This window comes from Variovorax stachyos, from assembly GCF_051400855.1.
Taxonomy (GTDB): domain Bacteria; phylum Pseudomonadota; class Gammaproteobacteria; order Burkholderiales; family Burkholderiaceae_C; genus Variovorax.
Map to the genome: position 1 here is coordinate 96,409 of NZ_JBLFFN010000002.1, position 17,000 is coordinate 113,408.

General features: G+C 69.7%; 18 protein-coding genes and 1 riboswitch. Of the genes, 11 read left to right on the forward strand and 7 right to left on the reverse strand.

Going from position 1 to position 17,000, the window contains the following annotated elements; genetic code table 11:
* Position 1: 1 nt before the first annotated feature.
* Complete coding sequence (locus ACMGEZ_RS03685) at positions 2-1,060, reverse strand: phenylacetaldoxime dehydratase family protein (protein WP_436820905.1); 1,059 nt, start codon at positions 1,058-1,060, stop codon at positions 2-4.
* A 15-nt stretch (positions 1,061-1,075) separates the two neighbouring features.
* Entirely contained in the window at positions 1,076-2,125 is a 1,050-nt protein-coding gene (locus ACMGEZ_RS03690) for a carbon-nitrogen hydrolase family protein (RefSeq protein ID WP_436820906.1), read from the reverse strand.
* A 167-nt stretch (positions 2,126-2,292) separates the two neighbouring features.
* Here ACMGEZ_RS03690 and ACMGEZ_RS03695 point away from each other — a divergent pair, with 167 nt between their 5' ends.
* Positions 2,293-3,249 (forward strand): AraC-like ligand-binding domain-containing protein, encoded by a 957-nt coding sequence (locus ACMGEZ_RS03695; RefSeq protein WP_436820907.1) that lies wholly within the window; start codon positions 2,293-2,295, stop codon positions 3,247-3,249.
* Positions 3,250-3,294: 45 nt separating this feature from the next.
* Here ACMGEZ_RS03695 and ACMGEZ_RS03700 read toward each other — a convergent pair whose 3' ends face one another.
* The 4 genes from ACMGEZ_RS03700 to ACMGEZ_RS03715 all read right to left on the reverse strand — a co-directional run bounded on the left by ACMGEZ_RS03700 (position 3,295) and on the right by ACMGEZ_RS03715 (position 5,508).
* On the reverse strand, positions 3,295-3,720 hold the full coding sequence (locus ACMGEZ_RS03700; protein ID WP_436820908.1) for a universal stress protein: 426 nt from the start codon (positions 3,718-3,720) through the stop codon (positions 3,295-3,297).
* A gap of 107 nt (positions 3,721-3,827) precedes the next feature.
* Positions 3,828-4,643, reverse strand: coding sequence for a sulfite exporter TauE/SafE family protein (locus ACMGEZ_RS03705; protein WP_436820909.1), 816 nt, complete (start codon positions 4,641-4,643; stop codon positions 3,828-3,830).
* Between the two features lie 287 nt (positions 4,644-4,930).
* Positions 4,931-5,281, reverse strand: coding sequence for a cell division protein ZapA (locus ACMGEZ_RS03710; RefSeq protein ID WP_436820910.1), 351 nt, complete (start codon positions 5,279-5,281; stop codon positions 4,931-4,933).
* Positions 5,281-5,508 (reverse strand): DUF904 domain-containing protein, encoded by a 228-nt coding sequence (locus ACMGEZ_RS03715; RefSeq protein ID WP_436820911.1) that lies wholly within the window; start codon positions 5,506-5,508, stop codon positions 5,281-5,283. The genes ACMGEZ_RS03710 and ACMGEZ_RS03715 overlap by 1 nt, the downstream gene beginning before the upstream one ends.
* 39 nt (positions 5,509-5,547) lie before the next feature.
* Positions 5,548-5,785: riboswitch (cobalamin riboswitch) on the forward strand.
* Positions 5,786-5,866: 81 nt separating this feature from the next.
* On the opposite strand from ACMGEZ_RS03715, the gene ACMGEZ_RS03720 reads away from it, so the two are divergent.
* Genes ACMGEZ_RS03720 through ACMGEZ_RS03755 form a run of 8 tightly spaced genes read left to right on the forward strand, consistent with a single transcriptional unit; the run spans position 5,867 to position 13,585 of the window.
* Complete coding sequence (locus ACMGEZ_RS03720) at positions 5,867-7,753, forward strand: TonB-dependent receptor domain-containing protein (protein ID WP_436820912.1); 1,887 nt, start codon at positions 5,867-5,869, stop codon at positions 7,751-7,753.
* Positions 7,750-8,319: a bifunctional adenosylcobinamide kinase/adenosylcobinamide-phosphate guanylyltransferase gene (gene cobU / locus ACMGEZ_RS03725; protein ID WP_436820913.1), complete on the forward strand. Its 570-nt coding sequence runs from the start codon at positions 7,750-7,752 to the stop codon at positions 8,317-8,319. Before ACMGEZ_RS03720 ends, cobU begins: the two co-directional genes overlap by 4 nt.
* A complete protein-coding gene (locus ACMGEZ_RS03730; protein WP_436820914.1) occupies positions 8,316-9,194 on the forward strand; it encodes an ABC transporter substrate-binding protein in 879 nt (292 codons plus the stop codon). The genes cobU and ACMGEZ_RS03730 overlap by 4 nt, the downstream gene beginning before the upstream one ends.
* Positions 9,191-10,198 carry a FecCD family ABC transporter permease gene (locus ACMGEZ_RS03735; RefSeq protein WP_436820915.1) on the forward strand — a complete coding sequence of 336 codons (1,008 nt, stop codon included), beginning with the start codon at positions 9,191-9,193 and terminating at the stop codon, positions 10,196-10,198. The genes ACMGEZ_RS03730 and ACMGEZ_RS03735 overlap by 4 nt, the downstream gene beginning before the upstream one ends.
* Positions 10,199-10,221: 23 nt before the next feature.
* Positions 10,222-10,965 (forward strand): ABC transporter ATP-binding protein, encoded by a 744-nt coding sequence (locus ACMGEZ_RS03740; protein ID WP_436820916.1) that lies wholly within the window; start codon positions 10,222-10,224, stop codon positions 10,963-10,965.
* 19 nt (positions 10,966-10,984) lie between these two features.
* A complete protein-coding gene (gene cobO / locus ACMGEZ_RS03745; protein WP_436820917.1) occupies positions 10,985-11,554 on the forward strand; it encodes a cob(I)yrinic acid a,c-diamide adenosyltransferase in 570 nt (189 codons plus the stop codon).
* A gap of 1 nt (position 11,555) precedes the next feature.
* On the forward strand, positions 11,556-12,584 hold the full coding sequence (gene cbiB / locus ACMGEZ_RS03750) for an adenosylcobinamide-phosphate synthase CbiB (protein ID WP_436820918.1): 1,029 nt from the start codon (positions 11,556-11,558) through the stop codon (positions 12,582-12,584).
* Complete coding sequence (locus ACMGEZ_RS03755; protein WP_436820919.1) at positions 12,581-13,585, forward strand: aminotransferase class I/II-fold pyridoxal phosphate-dependent enzyme; 1,005 nt, start codon at positions 12,581-12,583, stop codon at positions 13,583-13,585. Before cbiB ends, ACMGEZ_RS03755 begins: the two co-directional genes overlap by 4 nt.
* Before the next feature lie 25 nt (positions 13,586-13,610).
* Here the strand turns inward: ACMGEZ_RS03755 and ACMGEZ_RS03760 are convergent, their stop codons facing one another.
* Entirely contained in the window at positions 13,611-14,525 is a 915-nt protein-coding gene (locus tag ACMGEZ_RS03760; protein ID WP_436820920.1) for a LysR family transcriptional regulator, read from the reverse strand.
* Positions 14,526-14,695: 170 nt separating this feature from the next.
* Between ACMGEZ_RS03760 and ACMGEZ_RS03765 the strand changes: the two genes are divergently transcribed.
* Entirely contained in the window at positions 14,696-15,568 is an 873-nt protein-coding gene (locus ACMGEZ_RS03765) for an alpha/beta hydrolase (RefSeq protein WP_436820921.1), read from the forward strand.
* A 150-nt stretch (positions 15,569-15,718) separates the two neighbouring features.
* On the forward strand, positions 15,719-16,963 hold the full coding sequence (locus ACMGEZ_RS03770) for an efflux RND transporter periplasmic adaptor subunit (protein WP_436820922.1): 1,245 nt from the start codon (positions 15,719-15,721) through the stop codon (positions 16,961-16,963).
* Positions 16,964-17,000 lie beyond the last annotated feature (37 nt).

The window sequence follows — 17,000 nt, forward strand, 5'->3', positions numbered from 1 at the left end:
GTCAGGCCATCAAGCCGTTCAGCAGCCCGGTGCGCGGGTGGCAGTTGATGTACTCGTAGCTCTGTTCGTCCGCCTTCAGCACCGCAACCTCGTGGTACACGCGCAGCTGCAGCTGAAAGTTCAGCGCCTGCACATAGCGCATGAAGCCGCCGAAGATCGCCACGTGCGTGGGGTGCGATTCGGCCCAGCGCTCCATGTCGGCGAGCGAGCGCCAGAAGCTCAGGCCGAACGACTTCTCGAGCGGCGCACCCGACGCATCGAGGTGATGCATGTAGCGGTTGCTGTAGCAGCCGATGCCCAGGCCCTGGTCGCGCAGGAAATCCATGCCTTCGCGCAGCACGGGCTGCATCTCTGCGAGATAGAGCGTGCGCTCCTGGCCCCGCGTGTCGACCCATTCCTGGCCGGAGCGAATCATCGCAAGATGCTCATGACCGGCCACGCGCACATGCCGGCCCGGCTCGGCAGCCGGCCCGACGATGGCGCGCGCACCCGAAGGCACCAGGGCGTCGGTCTGCGACAGCGGGATGCGCTCGCGCATCGATCCCCAATAGGCATGCTCCTGGATCTCGCCGCTGGCGCTGCCCATCACGACGCCGATGCCCTCGAAGCGATCGGGCGTGTTGAAGAGCGTCTCGCAGTGAGCGACACGCGGCGAGACGATCTCGCGGAAGTACCCGATGCCTTCGTCCAACCGATCGCTCGAGCGCCACCAGTCGTCGATCTCCGGCGTGGCGCACCAGCGTGCAAAGCGTGTGGGATCGTCCCAGTACGCGATGGCGATCATGTTGTCGAAGCCGTCCGCATCGACGAAGTGCGCGAGGTCATGGTGCCCCGGCCCGTCGGGCAGGCCGAAGCTGCGCGCGATTCCGGACAGTGCGGCGCAGGCCCGGCCCTGCATTGCGGCGCCGCGCGATTGCACGCCGAAGTAGCCCATCACCACCTGGGTGACTGCGCCCGTGGCGCGCGCCGACCAGGCAGGGTAGGGCGGGACGTAGTCGTCCTCGATGCGGCGATGCCGCGTGCGCGGGCATTTCAGGGCTTCGGCGATGGCGGATTCCATGGGCGACCCCGCGGCTCAGGCGGCCAGCGGCAGCGGCGTGCTGCCGGCCGCGGCCTCTGGCTTGGCGACCACGGCCTCGAAGGCGCCGGCCTCCGCCTCCGGCTGCCGCTGGAACACCACCGGCTCGCGGCGCGCCTTGTTGAGCAGCAATTGCGTGACGTCGGGCCGCGCATAGTGGCCGCTCGGATCGCCGGCCGCCTTGGCGAGCGAGATCATGCCGAGGTCGATGTCGGCCATCACCAGCCCTTCCTGGTCCTCGGCCAGCGGCGTGCCCAAGGGCGCTCCGTCGGGTCCGTAGATGCGCGCGAAGCCGCCGCCCACGCGAAGCATCTGCTGCTTGCCGGGGTCGGTGCACAGCATGTCGCTCATGGCTTGCGAAACGGTGGCGCAGGGCGCGACCACGAAGCATTGGCCTTCGGCCGCGTAGACCTGGCTGGCGGCGTTGTTGACCTCGGCGCCGAGTGCGTAGGCCGCGCCCCGGTAGAGCGAGAAGCTGGGCCAGGCGGCGCAGTGGATCTGCTCGTTCTGCGCATACATCGCGTACTTGCTGAGTGGCTGCAGGTGCTCCCAGCACGACAGCGATCCGATGTTGCCGATCGCCGTCTCGCACACGGTGAGGTCGGAGCCGTCGCCTTCGCCGAACACGGTGCGCTCCACGTGCGTGGGCTTGAGCTTGCGGCGGGTCTGCACCGTCCGGCCCTGATCGTCGATCAATGCCTGGGCGATGTAGAGGCTGCCGCCCGCCTTTTCGCTGTAGCCGAGCGAGACCCAGATCCCGTGCTTGCGCGCGGCCTCGCGCACGCGGTCGAACTCGGGCGAGCCGACGACCAGCGAATTGTCGTGATAACGCTGCACGAACTGCATGCCCCAGGCGGGCGAGTCGAGCCAGATCCACCAGGGATAGCCCGGTGCCCAGGTCTCCGGAAATGCGATCAGCTGCACGCCCTGCGCCGCCGCCTGGGCGATCAGGTCGACGGTCTTGTCGAGGGTGCCGTCGAGATCGAGGAACACGGGCGCTGCCTGGACGGCGGCGACACGAAGTCGGGGATGGGTCTTGCTGGCCATGGCGGGCTCCGGAGAGTGAGGGAAGAAGGCCGCACGCGTCGCGCGCATCGGGTTTGCGCGGTGGCATGCGGGTTGCTTGAAGCGTAAGTTCGACCCCGCCGTTCATCTTGTCCGGATCTCGCGGCGTTCTTGTCCCTGCGTTGCGCCCTTGCCTCCGGGAGGACCCCATGACCCAGTTGTTCAGCACCGATGCCGTCCCCCGCGACCAGCGCCTTGCGTACTGGACCGACATGATCTGCAACGTCTACGTGCAGCTCGGATGCGATCCGGTGCGCGAGCGCCCGGCCGGCGACTTCACCGGCAGCATCCGCCGCCATACCTTGCCCAGCCTCGACGTGTCGGTGGTGAACTCCGGCGCGCAAAGCGTGATGCGCACGCCCGGCCACATCGCGCGCTCCACGGACGACTATTTTCTGGTGGGCATCCAGACCGCCGGCCGCGGCGTGGTGCGGCAGGACGGGCGCGACGCCGTGCTAGCCGTCGGCGATTTCGCGCTCTATGACAGCACGCGGCCCTACCAGCTGCTGTTCGACGAGGCCTTCGAGCAGATCGTGCTCAAGCTGCCGGGCGAACGCCTGCGCAGCGAGCTGCGCCAGACCGAGGCACTGACGGCCACCACCGTGTCGGGGCGCGAAGGCGCCGGCCATCTGCTGATCAGCATGATCCGCACCTTGCGCGAGGACATCGATGCGCTGCAGCCCGCGTCGGCACTGGCAGTGGCGAACGGCGTGCTCAGCATCCTGGTGGCGGGGCTGCAGACGCTGCCGGCTGCGCGCTCGCCGGGGCTGAGCCATCTGGCGGCCTATCACCTTGCGCGCATCAAGCGGTGCATCGACGAGCAACTGGCCGATCCGGCGCTGTCGGTGAGCAGCCTGGCGGCGGAGCTCGGTCTGTCGGTCAGCCAGATCCACCGCGTGTTCAGGAGCGAGCCGCTCACGCCCGCGCAGTACATCTGGGAGCGCAGGCTGGAAGCCTGCAGCCGCGACCTGCGGGAGCCGCGCCTGGCAGGCCGCACGGTCAGCGAGATCGCCTTCGGCCGCGGCTTCAACGACGCGGCGCACTTCAGCCGCGTGTTTCGCGATCGCTTCGGTTGTTCGCCGCGCGAGTGGCGGCTGCGGCACTAGGTTTTTCTCGACCCCGCTCGCCTGGCGGCGGCGAGGGGCCGGGTGCTACTGGACCAGCAGCACCGAGATGTCCGTCTCCGCGATGACCTTGGTCGCCACCGAGCCCATGAGGGCGCGGCCGAATATGCCGTGGCCATGCGTACCCATCACGACCAGTTCGGCGCCGGACTCGGTCGCGGCCTTCAGGATCTCCTCGGCGGCGTGGCCATGGCGTCCGTGGCTGCGGAAGTTCGTGATGCCCTGCTTCTGGAAGAAGGCCTTGACGGGCTCGAGGACCTTTGCGTTCTCCTCGGCGTAATAGTCTCCCAGCACGTCGCGGCTGAGGTGGCGCGCCACGTGGCCGGGCACGCCGGTGGACACGTGCACCACCACGAGTTCATTGCCTTCGACGAACATGGCGCGATGGGCGACCAAGTAGTCGAGCGCCTTCTGGGTATGGGGACTGCCGTCGACGGCGACCAGGATCTTCATGAAAGCCTCTCGTTGTCTGGAACCTGCGGCCAGGCGCCGCATGCCAGGGTTATACGGCGCGGCGCCGCGCGCGTACAGAGAAGCCCATCGTATGCAGGGATTTGCGCTCAGCCGCGCAGGCCCTTCCAGAGCATGTAGGCCGCCAGCACGTACAGGATGCTCGCGAACACGCGCTTGAGCTTCGACACGGGCAGGCTGTGCGCGGCCTTGGCGCCGAGCGGCGCGACGAGGAAGCTGGAGATCGCGATCACGGCCAGCGCCGGCAGCCAGATGTAGCCGATCGAGCCCTCGGGCAGGCCCTGCACCGATCGGCCGCTCGCCACGTAGCCGGCCACGTTGGCCACCGCGATGGGGAAGCCCAGGGCTGCGCTGGTCGCCACCGCGTTGTGAATCGCGATGTTGCACCAGGTCATGAAGGGCACGCTGATGAAGCCGCCGCCCGCGCCCACCAGGCCCGAGACGAAGCCGATCACGCCGCCGGCCGCGAGCTGGCCTCCGGTGCCCGGCATCTGCCGCGTGGGCTTGGGCTTCTTGTCGAGGAACATCTGCGTCGCCGAGAAGCCGACGAACAGCGCGAAGAAGACCGCCAGCGCCTGGCCCTTGAGCAGCGCGAACACGCCGAGGCTGCCGACCAGGCTGCCGATCACGATGCCCGGTGCGAGCCGCCGGGCGATGTCCCAGCGCACGGCCCCGCGCTTGTGGTGCGCGCGCACGCTCGAGATCGAGGTGAAGATGATGGTGGCCATCGAGGTGGCGATCGCCATCTTGACCGCCAGGTCGGCCGGGACGCCTCGGTGGCCGAGGATGATGGTGATGAAGGGCACCATCAGCATGCCGCCGCCGATGCCCAGCAGACCGGCGAGGAAGCCGGTGCCGACGCCCAGCACGGCGAGTTCGGCAACCAGCAGAGGGGCGAGCGTCATGGGGGAAGTCTTGGTCTTCTGGGGCTTAAAAAAGCCACGGCCCCGAAAGCGGGGCCGTGGCCGTCGAGAAAAGGTGTCTGCGAGTGGGGCCGGACTCGCATCCTGAACCGGGGTTCAGGTGGGCGAGGGCAGCAAGGCTTCGGGTTCATCTGACGCGAGATGATCACACCCGCCAAGCGATATACCAAGCCCTGCTCCGTAGAGCATTGGAACAAGGACATATAGAGCCCGACGCACACCGCAGACGAAGCGGATTTTACGCCCGCCGCCGGCCTGGTGGGTGCGCCTCAGAGCAAATGGCCGTCGCCGGCGAGGGCTTGATCGAGGCGCTGGATCAATTGCGCGGCACGTGCGTCGTCGACATCGCTGGTGCCCGGGGCCGCGGCCGGCGTCGGCGCGGGGATGGGTGGGGGCGCCATGGCAGCGGCCAGCGAGGCCTCGCGCTGGGCCAGGTCGAAGGCCAGGTTCAGCGAGGCCAGCACCGCGATGCGGTCGCGGGCCTTGACCTTGCCCGCGTCGCGGATCTTGCACATCGCGGCATCGACCCGCTCGACCGCCTCCCGCAGCTGCTGCTCGCCGCCTTCGGGGCAGCCGAGCAGGTAGCTCTGGCCCATGATCTGGACTTCGACTTGTTTCATCAGTTGGAGGAGGAGGCGTCTTGGGGAGGATCGGCTGGTAGTTGCTCGAGCAGCGCATCGAGCCGGCTGCGCGCCGCGGCCAGGCGCGACTTGAGGGCGTCGCGCTCGCGCGTCAGTGCAGTCACCTGCTCCTGCAGCAGCGCATTGGTTCGCTGCACCTCTTCGTGGCGCACAAGCAAACGTTCGACGCGCTCGGCGATTTGATCAATACGGCTCGGTGCAGGCATGGGGGGCGATTGTAGTTTCCGGCCAAGCCGGCGTTTACACATAAAATCCGCCGCGTTGGTGCTCGCGCCGCGGTTCACGCGGCGCAGTTCAACGGGAAGCAGGAGTCGAAGCCCCTCAGGGCCCAGCCAGCCTGCGCTGCCCCCGCAACGGTCAAACAGCCGGCACCCCTCGGTGCCACCCTCGTCAAGAAGCCACTGGGCGCCCTGAAACAGGTGCCTGGGAAGGCGGCGGGGGCGTGCTGTCAGCCCGGATACCGGCCAACGAGGCGGCTGCCGCATGCGCGAGCAGGCGGCAGCCATGACGTCCAAGCACCGGCGGGGAAGCCGGTGACGGGCATTGATCTCTTGTGTCTTCATGATGACTTCCAGCGTTTCTTCCGCGCATGCCGATGGTTGCGGCTCGTCGCGTCTTCTCCCCGGGCCGCGTGCCCTGGCCCTCCCCATCGTCGCGGCCCTGGGCGGCCTGGCTAGCGCTGCGGCGCTCGCGCAAGGCACTCCCGCGCTCGCCGAGACGGTGGTGACCGCAAACCGCACGCCGACGCGTGCCGACGAGCTGCTGTCCGACACGGTCGTCATCGACCGCGCGCAAATCGAGCAGCAGGCCAGCCGCACGCTGCCCGAGATCCTGGCGCGCGTGGCCGGCGTGCAGATCGCGGCCAACGGAGGCCCGGGCAAGGCCAGCAGCGTGTTCATCCGCGGCGCCGAGGCGCGCCACACCCTGCTCCTGATCGACGGCGTGCGCTACGGCTCGGCCACGCTCGGCACGCCGGCCTGGGAGAACATCCCGGTCGACATGATCGACCGCATCGAAGTGGTGAAGGGCCCGGCCTCGGCGCTGTACGGCAGCGACGGCGTCGGCGGCGTGGTGCAGATCTTCACGCGCAAGGGCAAGGCGGGCGATCCGCTGTTCAGCCCGCGCGCTTCGACCACCCTCGGCAGCGAAGGCTACAAGCAGGTCACCGGCGGCTTCAGCGGCGCCTCGGGGCCGTTCACCTATTCGCTCGATGCGCAGCGCACTGCCGACAAGGGCTTCTCCTCGACCAACCGCAGGGTGCCCTTCGGCAACTTCAACCCCGACCGCGATCCGTTCTCGCAAAGCGCGCTCAATGCATCGCTGGGCTTCCAGATCAATCCCGACTGGAAGATCGACAGCGGGCTGCTGTATTCGGAAGGCGTCAACCACTACGACGACGGTCCGGAGTTCGATACGCGCAGCCGGGTGCGCACGCAGACGGCCTACATCGGCGCGAGCGGCGCGGTGACCTCGGCCTGGAAGACGCAGCTGCGCTATGCGCAGAGCCGCGACTACACGCGCAACATCGTCGCGGACCCGTTCAACATGCCGGGCCTGTTCGAGACCACGCAGAAGGAGTACCTCTGGCAGAACGACATCGCGACGCCGATCGGCACGGTGCTGGCCGGGCTGGAGCGCCGCACGCAGGAGGTGAACAGCGACACGCGATACACCGTCACCGATCGCGACATCGATTCGGCCTTCGTCGGCCTCAACGGCAATGCGGGCAACCACAGCTGGCAGGTCAATGCGCGGCACGACCGGAACTCGCAGTTCGGCGACAGCGATACCTGGTTCGCGGGCTATGGGTATCGCATCTCGCCGAACTGGCGCATCCATGCGTCGCACGGCACCAGCTTCGTCGCGCCTTCCTTCAACCAGCTCTACTACCCTGACTTCGGCAACCCCGCGCTGCAGCCGGAGGAGGGCAGGAACACCGACGTCGGCATCACCTGGAGCCAGGACGGCCACAGCGTGAAGCTGGTGCGCTACGACAACAAGATCCGCGGCTTCATCACCAGCACCACGCGCCCCGAGAACGTGCCGCGCGCGCGCATCGAGGGCTGGACGCTGGGGTACGACGGCCAGTTCGGGCCTTGGACGGTGCACGCGAGCCTCGATTCGCTCGACCCCCGCAACGAGCTCACCGGCGCGCAGCTGCCGCGCCGCGCCAAGAACCAGGCCTCGCTGGGTGTCGACTACGCGGTCGGTCCCTGGAAGTTCGGCGCCTCGGCCCTGCACGTGGGCCGGCGCTTCGACGACACGCGCAATACCATGCGGCTTGGCAACTTCACCACCGTGGATCTGTATGGCGAATACAAGGTGTCGAAGGACTGGGCCGTGCAAGGCCGCATCACCAACCTCAACGACGTGAACTACGAGACCGTCTATGGCTACAACCAGCGTGGACGCGCGGTCTACCTGACGCTGCGGTGGCAGCCGAAGTCGTGAAACCCACATCGCGCGAGCTGATCCTGGGCGGCCAGCGCAGCGGCAAGTCGCGCCGCGCCGAGCTGCGCGCGGCCGAATGGCTGGCGCGCGATCCGGCGCACCGCGCCGTGCTGATCGCGACCGCGACGGCGCACGACGAGGAGATGCGCGAGCGCATCGCGCGCCACCGTGCCGATCGGGCGCAGCGCGTGCCCGCGCTCGTCACCGTGGAGGAGCCGGTCCAGCTCGGCCCTGCCGTGGCGCGGCACAGCGCGCCCGGCACGCTGGTGCTGGTCGACTGCCTGACCTTGTGGCTGACCAACCTGCTGATGCCTTCCGAATCCGCGGGCGCGGCGCCGCCTTGCGCCGACACCGCCGAGATGGCGCTGCTGCACGCACTGCACGATGCGCGGGGCCCGGTGCTGCTGGTGAGCAACGAGATCGGTCTGGGCGTGATTCCCATGGGCCGCGAGGCGCGCGCCTTCGTCGACGCGCTGGGCCGGCTCAACCAGCAAGTCGCCGCCGTCTGCGAGCGGGTGACGCTGATGGCGGCCGGCCTGCCGCTCAGCCTGAAGGAGCCTGCATGAATGCCTTTCCCAGGCATCTGTTCGCCGGGCTGCTGGTCCTCTGCGCGCTCGCAGCCCATGCGGCGGTCGTGACCGACGAGCGCGGCGTGCACGTGGAGTTGCCGCGGCCGCCGCAGCGCATCGTGACGCTGCTGCCCTCGCTGACCGAGTCGGTCTGTACGCTGGGTGCCTGCGAGCGGCTGGTCGGCGTCGACCGCTATTCCAACTGGCCCGAGGCGGTGCGCGCGCTGCCGCAGCTCGGCGGCGGCATCGACCCCAACGTCGAGGCCATCGTGGCGCTGAAGCCCGACGTGGTGCTGCTCGCCGCCTCCTCGCGCGTCACCCAGCGGCTGGAGGCGCTGGGCCTCAAGGTGCTGGTCCTCGAGCCTCGCAGCCATGCGGATGTGCGGCGCGTCCTGGAAGTGCTGACCCAGGTGCTGGGCAGCGGCGATGCGCAGCGCGTGTGGCAGGCCATCGATGCCAGCGTCTCGGCCGCGGCGCAGTCGCTGCCGGCCGGCAACTCGCGCACCCGCGTCTACTTCGAGGTCAACAACGCCCCCTACGCCGCGAGCGAGAGCTCCTTCATCGGCGAGACGCTCGCGCGGCTGGGCGTGAAGAACATCGTGCCGGCCTCGCTGGGGCCCTTTCCCAAGCTCAATCCCGAGTACGTGGTGCGCGCCGATCCCGACCTGATCATGGTCGGCGAACGCAGTGCGCAAGGGCTCGAGCGGCGACCCGGCTGGGGCGGCATTCGGGCGGTTCGAGAGGGCCGCATTTGCCGCTTCACCGCGGAGGAGTCCGATGTGCTGGTGCGTCCGAGCCCACGCATGGGCGAGGCCGCGGGCCTGATGGCGCGCTGCCTGCGGGAAAAGGCGCCCGGAGGCGCCGGCGGGTGAGGAGCGAACACCGCCGCGCACTCGCGCTGGGCATTGCATTGCTGGCCTTGGGCGCGGCCCTGCTGGTGCTGGGCACGGGCATCGGCAGCACCGGTTTCGAGAGCGTGCTGGCGGCGCGCCACGACCCGGTGGCGCTGCAGATCGTGTGGGGCATCCGCCTGCCGCGCACCCTTGGCGCCTGGCTCGCCGGCGCGCTGCTGGGGCTCGCCGGGGCAGTGGCGCAGGGGCTGTTCCGCAATCCGCTGGCCGACCCGTATCTGCTGGGCAGTGCCTCGGGCGCCTCGCTGGGCGTAGCCGTGGCCCTGGCGATGTTCGGCGTCTCGCCGACCAGCACCGAGTGGGTGGTGCGCCTGGGCCTGACCGGCGCGGCCTTCCTGGGCGCCGTGCTGGCGGTGCTGCTGACGCTGCTGCTCGCGCGCGGCGTGCAGCAGACGCTGCGCCTCCTGCTCGCGGGCGTGATCGTCGGCGTGGTGCTGGGTGCCGTCAAGGACCTGATTTCCATTGCGTCCGCCGACATCCTTCAGGCGCTGCAAAGCTTCATCCTCGGCAGCACCGGCCTGGTCGGCTGGAGCGCCTGTGCCGTGATGGGCGCCATCGGCGCGGCGTGCGTGCTGCTGGGCTGGATGCTAGCACCCCTGCTCGACGGCCTCGCGCTCGGCGAGGCCACCGCGGCCAGCCTGGGCCTGCCGCTGGGCGCCATGCGCGCGGCGCTGGTGGTGGTGCTGGCGCTGGCCACCGGCGCGGCCGTGGCGCAGACGGGGCTGATCGCCTTCGTCGGCCTGGCCTCGCCGCACCTGGTGCGCTCGGTGGTCAAGACCACGCACGCGCGGCTGCTCGTGCTGTCCACCGCGATGGGCGGCCTGCTGCTGATGGCGGCGGACCTGCTGGCACGCTGGCTGATCGCGCCGCAGGAGCTGCCGGTCGGCGTGCTGACGGCGGTGCTCGGCGGCAGCTACCTGCTGTGGCTCATGCATCGGCGCAACGCGCACGGGGGCTTCCGTTGACGGCGGCCTTGGAGGCCAGGCAAGTGAGCGCGGCGCTGGGTGCCGTCGAGGTGCTGCATGCGATCGACCTCTCACTCGCGGCCGGTCGCTGGACCAGCATCGTCGGGCCGAACGGCGCTGGCAAGTCCACGCTGCTCAAGGCGCTGGCCGGGTTGCTGGCGCATCGCGGCGAAGTGCGCATCGGCGGCGAGCCCCTTGCTGCGCTGTCGAGTCGCGCGCGTGCCCAGCGGCTGTCCTGGCTGGGGCAGGGCGGGGCAGGCGAGGGCAGCGCCGACGACCTGATGGTCTACGACGTCGCCATGCTCGGCCGCCTGCCGCACCAGCGCTGGCTGGCGGCGCCTACCGAGGCCGACCGCGCGGCGGTCGAGCGCGCGCTGCGCAGCACGCAGGCGTGGGACTGGCGCGATCGTCCGCTGGGCCAGCTGTCGGGCGGCGAGCGGCAGCGCGTGCTGCTGGCGCGTGCGCTCGCGGTCGAGGCCGAGCTGCTGCTGATGGATGAACCCCTGGCCAACCTCGACCCGCCGCACCAGGCCGACTGGATGGCGCTCGCACGCGCGCTGGTGGCCGAGGGCCGCACGGTGGTCAGCGTGCTGCACGAGCTCAACGTCGCGCTCGCGGCCGACGCAATGGTGGTCATGGCGGGCGGCCGCGTGCTGCACCAGGGCAACTGCCAGGACCCGGGGACCCACCAGGCGCTGGAGTCCGTGTTCGGCGGGCGCGTCGTGGTGCACCGGGTGGCCGGGCAATGGATCGCCATGCCGCACTGAACATCGACAAGGAGAACCCATGCAGATCGAAACCCCACCCAGCGAGAAGCCCTACGACAAACCCGAGGGCGAACGCCGCGGCCTGGTGATCGTCAACACCGGCGACGGCAAGGGCAAGAGCACCGCGGCCTTCGGCCTGGCGCTGCGCGCGCACGGACGCGGCAAGGCGGTGAAGATCTTCCAGTTCATGAAGGTGCCTAGCGCGCGCTTCGGCGAGCACCGCATGTTCGAGCAGCTCGGCATTCCCATCGAGGGACTGGGCGACGGCTTCAGCTGGAAGAGCCAGGATCTCGAGCACTCGGCGCAGCTCGCGCGCGAGGGCTGGGAGAAGGCGAGAGCGGCGATCCTCGCGGGCGAGCACTTCATGGTCGTGCTGGACGAAATCACCTATCCGCTGATCTATGGCTGGCTGCCGCTCGACACGGTGCTGGAGACCTTGCGCACGCGCCCGCGCGAGGTGCACGTAGTGCTGACAGGGCGCCGCTGCCCGCCCGAGATCATCGAGCTGGCCGACACCGTGACCGAGATGCAGATGGTCAAGCACGCCTTCAAGGCGGGCATCCCGGCCCAGCGCGGCATCGAAGACTGAGATGCCCTGGCTCTGGGTCCCGCCCCCTTTGGGGGAGGGCTGGGGTGGGGGCAGCCCCTCGCTGGCTCACGCCGCAGCGGTGGTCCTTGCCCTGGCCATCGACCGAATGCTGGGCGAGCCCCCGGCCCGCTGGCACCCGGTGGTCTGGATGGGTCGCTACCTCGCCTGGACCGGCCGGCGTATCGCACCTCCGACCGATGCCGCATCGCCCCGCCGGTTCGGACCCTTCGCCGCCGGCGCGCTGGCCTGGTGCGCCGGCGCCGCCGCCATCCTGCTTGCTGCAACAGCCCTGAGCGCCGCTGCCGCTCGCCTGCCCGACTGGGCTGCGGCTCTGCTGCTCGGCCTGGCGCTCAAGCCTTTGCTCGCCTGGCGCATGTTGCGCGACGAAGTTCTGGCCGTCGAGGCGGCGCTGGCCTGCTCGCTCGCGGAAGGGCGGGACCGCCTCGCGCAGCTCGTGAGCCGCGACGTCCTGACGCTGGACACAGGCGAGGTGCGCGAAAGCGCCATCGAGTCGCTGGCCGAGAACCTCAACGACTCGGTGGTCGCGCCGCTGTTCTGGTTCCTGCTGCTGGGCCTGCCCGGCGCGGCGCTCTACCGCTTTGCCAACACTGCCGACGCGATGTGGGGCTACCGCGGCGAGCGTCAGGGCCGCGTGTGGGAATGGGCCGGCAAGTGGCCCGCGCGGGCCGATGACGTGCTCTCCTGGCTGCCCGCCCGCCTGACCGCGCTGCTGCTCGCCCTGTCTTGCTCCCTCCTCCTCCGGGGGAGGGCTGGGCTGGGGGCACGCGCCCTCGTTCGAGAAGCCCGACTGACCCCATCTCCCAACAGCGGCTGGCCCATGGCCGCCATGGCCTTGCTGCTCGGAGTGCGCCTTGCCAAGCCCGGCGTCTACGTGCTGAACGCAGCAGGCCGCGAGCCCGCCGCCTCCGACACCCGCCGCGCGGCGACGCTCGGGGCGCGGGTCGTCTGGATGACAGCCGCGCTGGCGGCAATGGCGCTTCTCATTCCTGCAACATGGCGCAACCCATGAACCCCGACGAAGAAGCGTTGCACGGCGGCCCCGACGCCCGCGGGGCGGTGCCGCACGACTTCTCGACCAATGCCAATGCCTGCGGCCCCTGCCCGATGGCCGTGCAGGCGCTGGCGCAAGCCGATCCGACCCGCTATCCCGACCCGCGCTACACCGCGCTGCGCGAGACGCTGGGCTGCTTCCATGGCGTCGCGGCCGAGCGCATCGTGATCGCCGCGAGCGCCAGCGAATTCATCGTGCGCATCACGGCCGCGGTCGCGCAGCAAGGCGGCCGGAGGGTCTGGCTGCCGCGGCACGCCTATGGCGACTACCAGCGTGCCGCCGCGGCCTGGGGGCTCGACGTGCGGCGCGAGCCCGAAGCGCCGGCAGGCGCCGCGCTCGCCTGGTGCTGCGATCCGTCGAGCCCGCTGGGCGAGGCCCAGCCGGGCCTGGCGACCCTGGTGGATGCGTTGGAGGCCTCCAGCACCTGCGTGCTGGACATGGCCTATGAGCCCCTGCGGCTCGAAGGCCGCCTTGACCTCGGCGCGGCGCAGCGGGATCGCGTCTGGCAGCTGTGGACACCGAACAAGGCGCTGGGCCTGACGGGTATCCGGGCCGCCTATGCCATCGCCTCATCGGAAGCGGCCCCCATGGCCGAGCGGCTGGGCCGGCTCGCGCCTTCCTGGCCCCTGGGTGCCCAAGGCGTCGCGCTGCTCGAGGCCTGGACGCTGGCCGAGACGCAGGGCTGGCTTGCCGCGAGCCGCGACCGGCTGCGCGGCTGGAAGCGCGAGCAGCAGGCCCTGTGCGCCGCACTGGGCTGGTCCGTCCTCCCCAGCGTCGCCAATTACTTCTGCGCGCGTCCCGATATCCCGTATGCGCCGCGCTCGGCGGCCTTGCGGGAGGCCGGCATCCAGCTGCGGGATGCCAGTTCCTTCGGCCTGCCCGGCCACGTGCGGCTGGCTGTGCTGCCGCCGGCCAGCCAGGAGGCCCTGGCGCGCGCCTGGCAAGCCGCCCGCACCTGAGAAGGCGCCGACGCCGCCTGCGAGTTCAACGCCGCTGCAGCTTCGGATTCTTCGCGAACAGGTCGGCCGCCCAGTCCACGAACACCCGCACCTTGGCGCTCAGGTGCCGGTTGGGCGGATACACCACATGCACCGGCAAGGGCGCGCGGGTCCATTCCGGCAGCAGTTCCACCAGTTCTCCGCTCTCGATGTGCGGATCGGCCATGAAGGTGATGCATTGCGAGAGGCCGAAGCCGCCCAGCACGGCAGCCAAATGGGCATTGCTCTCGTTGACCGACACGCGGTAGGGCCCCGAGATCTCGATGTGCTCGTCGTCCTTGTGGAACTCGTGCGGATAGACCCGGCGCGAGCCGGCCGCGAAGTAGCTCACGACATGGTGGCGCTTCTCGATGTCCGACGGATGCTCCGGCTTGCCGTAGCGCTTGACGTAGGCGGCCGATGCCACCGTCACGAATTCCAGCGTGCCGATGCGCCGCGCCACCAGCGATTGGTCGGTCAGGTCGCCGGCCCGGATCACGCAGTCGACGTTGTCGGTGATCAGGTCGACCGGGCGGTCGCTCACCCCCAGGTCGAGCTGGATGTCGGGGTAGCGGTCGCTGAAGGTGTGCAGCGCCGGCAGGATGATCAGCCGCGCCGTGGACGAGCCCACGTCGATGCGCAGTCGCCCGGTCGGGTTGGCCTGCGCGTTGGTCATGCTGGCCTCGATGTCGTCGAGGTCGTTCAGCAGGCGCGCCGTGCGGTCGTAATAAGCGGCACCGTCCGGCGTCACGGTGACGCGCCGCGTGGTACGGTTCAAAAGCTTCACATGAAGACGGGACTCCAGCGCCTGGATCTGCTTTGTGACTGTGCCCTTCGGCAGCCCGAGCGAGTCCGCGGCACGGGTGAAGGTGCCGGCTTCCACGACGCGGACGAAAATCCGCATGGCCTGGACCTGGTCCATTGGTGCTCCTAGGGAAAAACCCGCGCAACTGCGGGCGGGGGCGGATTCTCACATGCGCTGTGTTAGCGGATTGTTAGCCGATTGGAAACAGAGTGAGGTTGACCAACCTGTTGTACCAGCCAATGAGGCCCTTAATATTCAACCCATCGTTCACCCATTGAGGTTGTGCCATGTCATCCCGCCCCATCCCGCGTCCTGCTGAAGCCGCCAAGGCCCCGGCGGTCGCCGTTGCGCCGGGCACGGAGGTCGACATCAGCGTTCCGCTGCCGGAGCGCGAGCCGGTCCAGGCCCGCCTCTATGGCGAGCGAGCCAAGGGCGTGGCGGTGCCGCTGGTGCTGCATTTCCATGGCGGTACCTTCGTCTGCGGCGACCTCGACGACGGCCGCAACGTCGCTCGGTTGCTGGCGGCGGCTGGCGCGGTGGTGCTGTCGCTGGCCTATCCGCTGAAGCCTTTCCCGGAGCCCATCGAGGTGGGCTACGCGGCGCTCGAATGGCTCTACAAGCAGCGCGTCAAGCTGGCCGGCAAGGGCACCCGCGTGTACCTGGCCGGTGAAGAAGCAGGGGGCAACCTGGCGGCTGCCGTGGCCCTGATGGCCCGCGACCGCGCCCATCCGCCGCTGGCCGGCCAGATCCTGCTGTCGCCGATGCTGGACCCGTGTGCCGGCACCTTGTCGCTGCGTCAGGCCTCGGGCGACGATGCCCGCTGCCGCTGGGCCTCGGGCTGGCAGGAATACCTGAGCTGCCCGATGAACGCGACGCACCCCTACGCGGTGCCCGGCGCATCGCTCAGGCTGGCCGAGCTGGCCCCGGCGCTGGTGCTGGTGGGCGAAGACGATGCGATGCGCGACGAGGCCCTGAGCTTCGCGCAGCGGCTGGAGAAAGCGGGCATTCCGGTGACGAAGGTGGTGCTGCCTTCGGCCGCCAAGTGTCCTGACGAGTTGTATGACCCCGCCTTCGGGGATTGCGCGTGCACGGAGACAGTGGGTGGGCATTTGCGCGCATTTTTCGCTTCCACGGTGCCGCCGGTGCCTCCCCCGGCGTAGGCACCAGCCGGTTTCGCCGGTCAACCTTTTTTTCTGAACCTTACTGGGTCCGCCGGCTTGGCCGGTGGTGCCGGATTTCGCCTTCCTGCTGCTCACGGGCAACGGGCTGGCCTGTTGTTTTCCAAAGTCATCTCAACGAGGAGCTTCATCATGCAAACCAACAACAAGCAGTCGAATGCCCGCCGCCGTCTGTGGCCTGCCGTAACCGGCGTTACCGCCCTGGTGGCGATCGTCTCGGCGGTCATGCTCGGGCTGCCCAGCTTCAAGGCCGAGGCCAACAATGCGCCCGCGGCGGCCGCGCCGCAGGCCACGCCGGTATCGGTGGCCGTCGTGGCGCCCACCGAGGTCAACACATGGGATGAGTTCTCCGGCCGGCTCGAAGCGGTCGAGCGCGTCGACGTGCGTTCGCGTGTCGCCGGCGCGGTGCTGGCGGTGCACTTCCGCGAAGGCTCGCTGGTGAAGCAGGGCGATCTGCTGGTCACCATCGACCCCGCGCCCTATGCAGCCGAGGTCGAGCGTGCCGAAGCGCAGGTCGCCTCGGCCCAGGCCCGCGCAGCCTTCACGCGCAGCGAGCAGGAACGTGCGCGCCGCCTGTGGGACGACAAGGCCATTGCCCAGCGCGAGTTCGACGAGCGCGTCAACGCAGGCCGCGAAGCCGAGGCCAACCTGCGCGCGGCGCAGGCCCAGCTGCAGAGCGCGCGCCTGAACCTGAGCTACACCCAGGTGAGGGCCCCGGTGTCCGGCCGCATCGGCAGGCTGGAAGTGACCGTGGGCAACCTGGTCGCCGCCGGCCCCGGCGCGCCGGTGCTCACCACGCTGGTGTCGGTCAGCCCGATCTACGCGAGCTTCGACGCCGACGAGCAGGTGGTGGTCAAGGCGCTGAAGGATCTGCCGCCCGGCGCCGGCGCGCGGGGCAAGCTCGACGGCATCCCGGTGCAGATGGGCACCTCCGGCCTCGAGGGCACGCCTTACGAGGGCCGCCTGCAGCTGATCGACAACCAGGTCGATGCCAGGAGCGGCACGGTGCGCGTGCGCGCCGCCTTCGACAACAAGGACGGCACGCTGATCCCGGGCCAGTTCGCCCGCATCCGCATGGGCCAGGCCCGAAGCGACATGGCGCTGCTGGTGAGCGAGCGCGCGGTCGGCACCGACCAGAACAAGAAGTTCGTGATGGTCGTGGGCGAGGACAACAAGGCCGAATGGCGCGAAGTCACGCTCGGCGCGTCGGTCAACGGATTGCGCGTGGTGACCAAGGGCCTGAAGTCCGGCGAGCGCGTGGTCGTCAACGGCCTGCAGCACATCCGTCCGGGCGCCCTGGTGGCGCCGCAGACGGTGACCATGGAGGCCAAGGCTGACGCGCAGAACCAGCGCGTGGCCAGCGCCGCCAAGTCCTGAGTACCTGAGTACCTGAGTACCTGAGTTACCTGAGTAC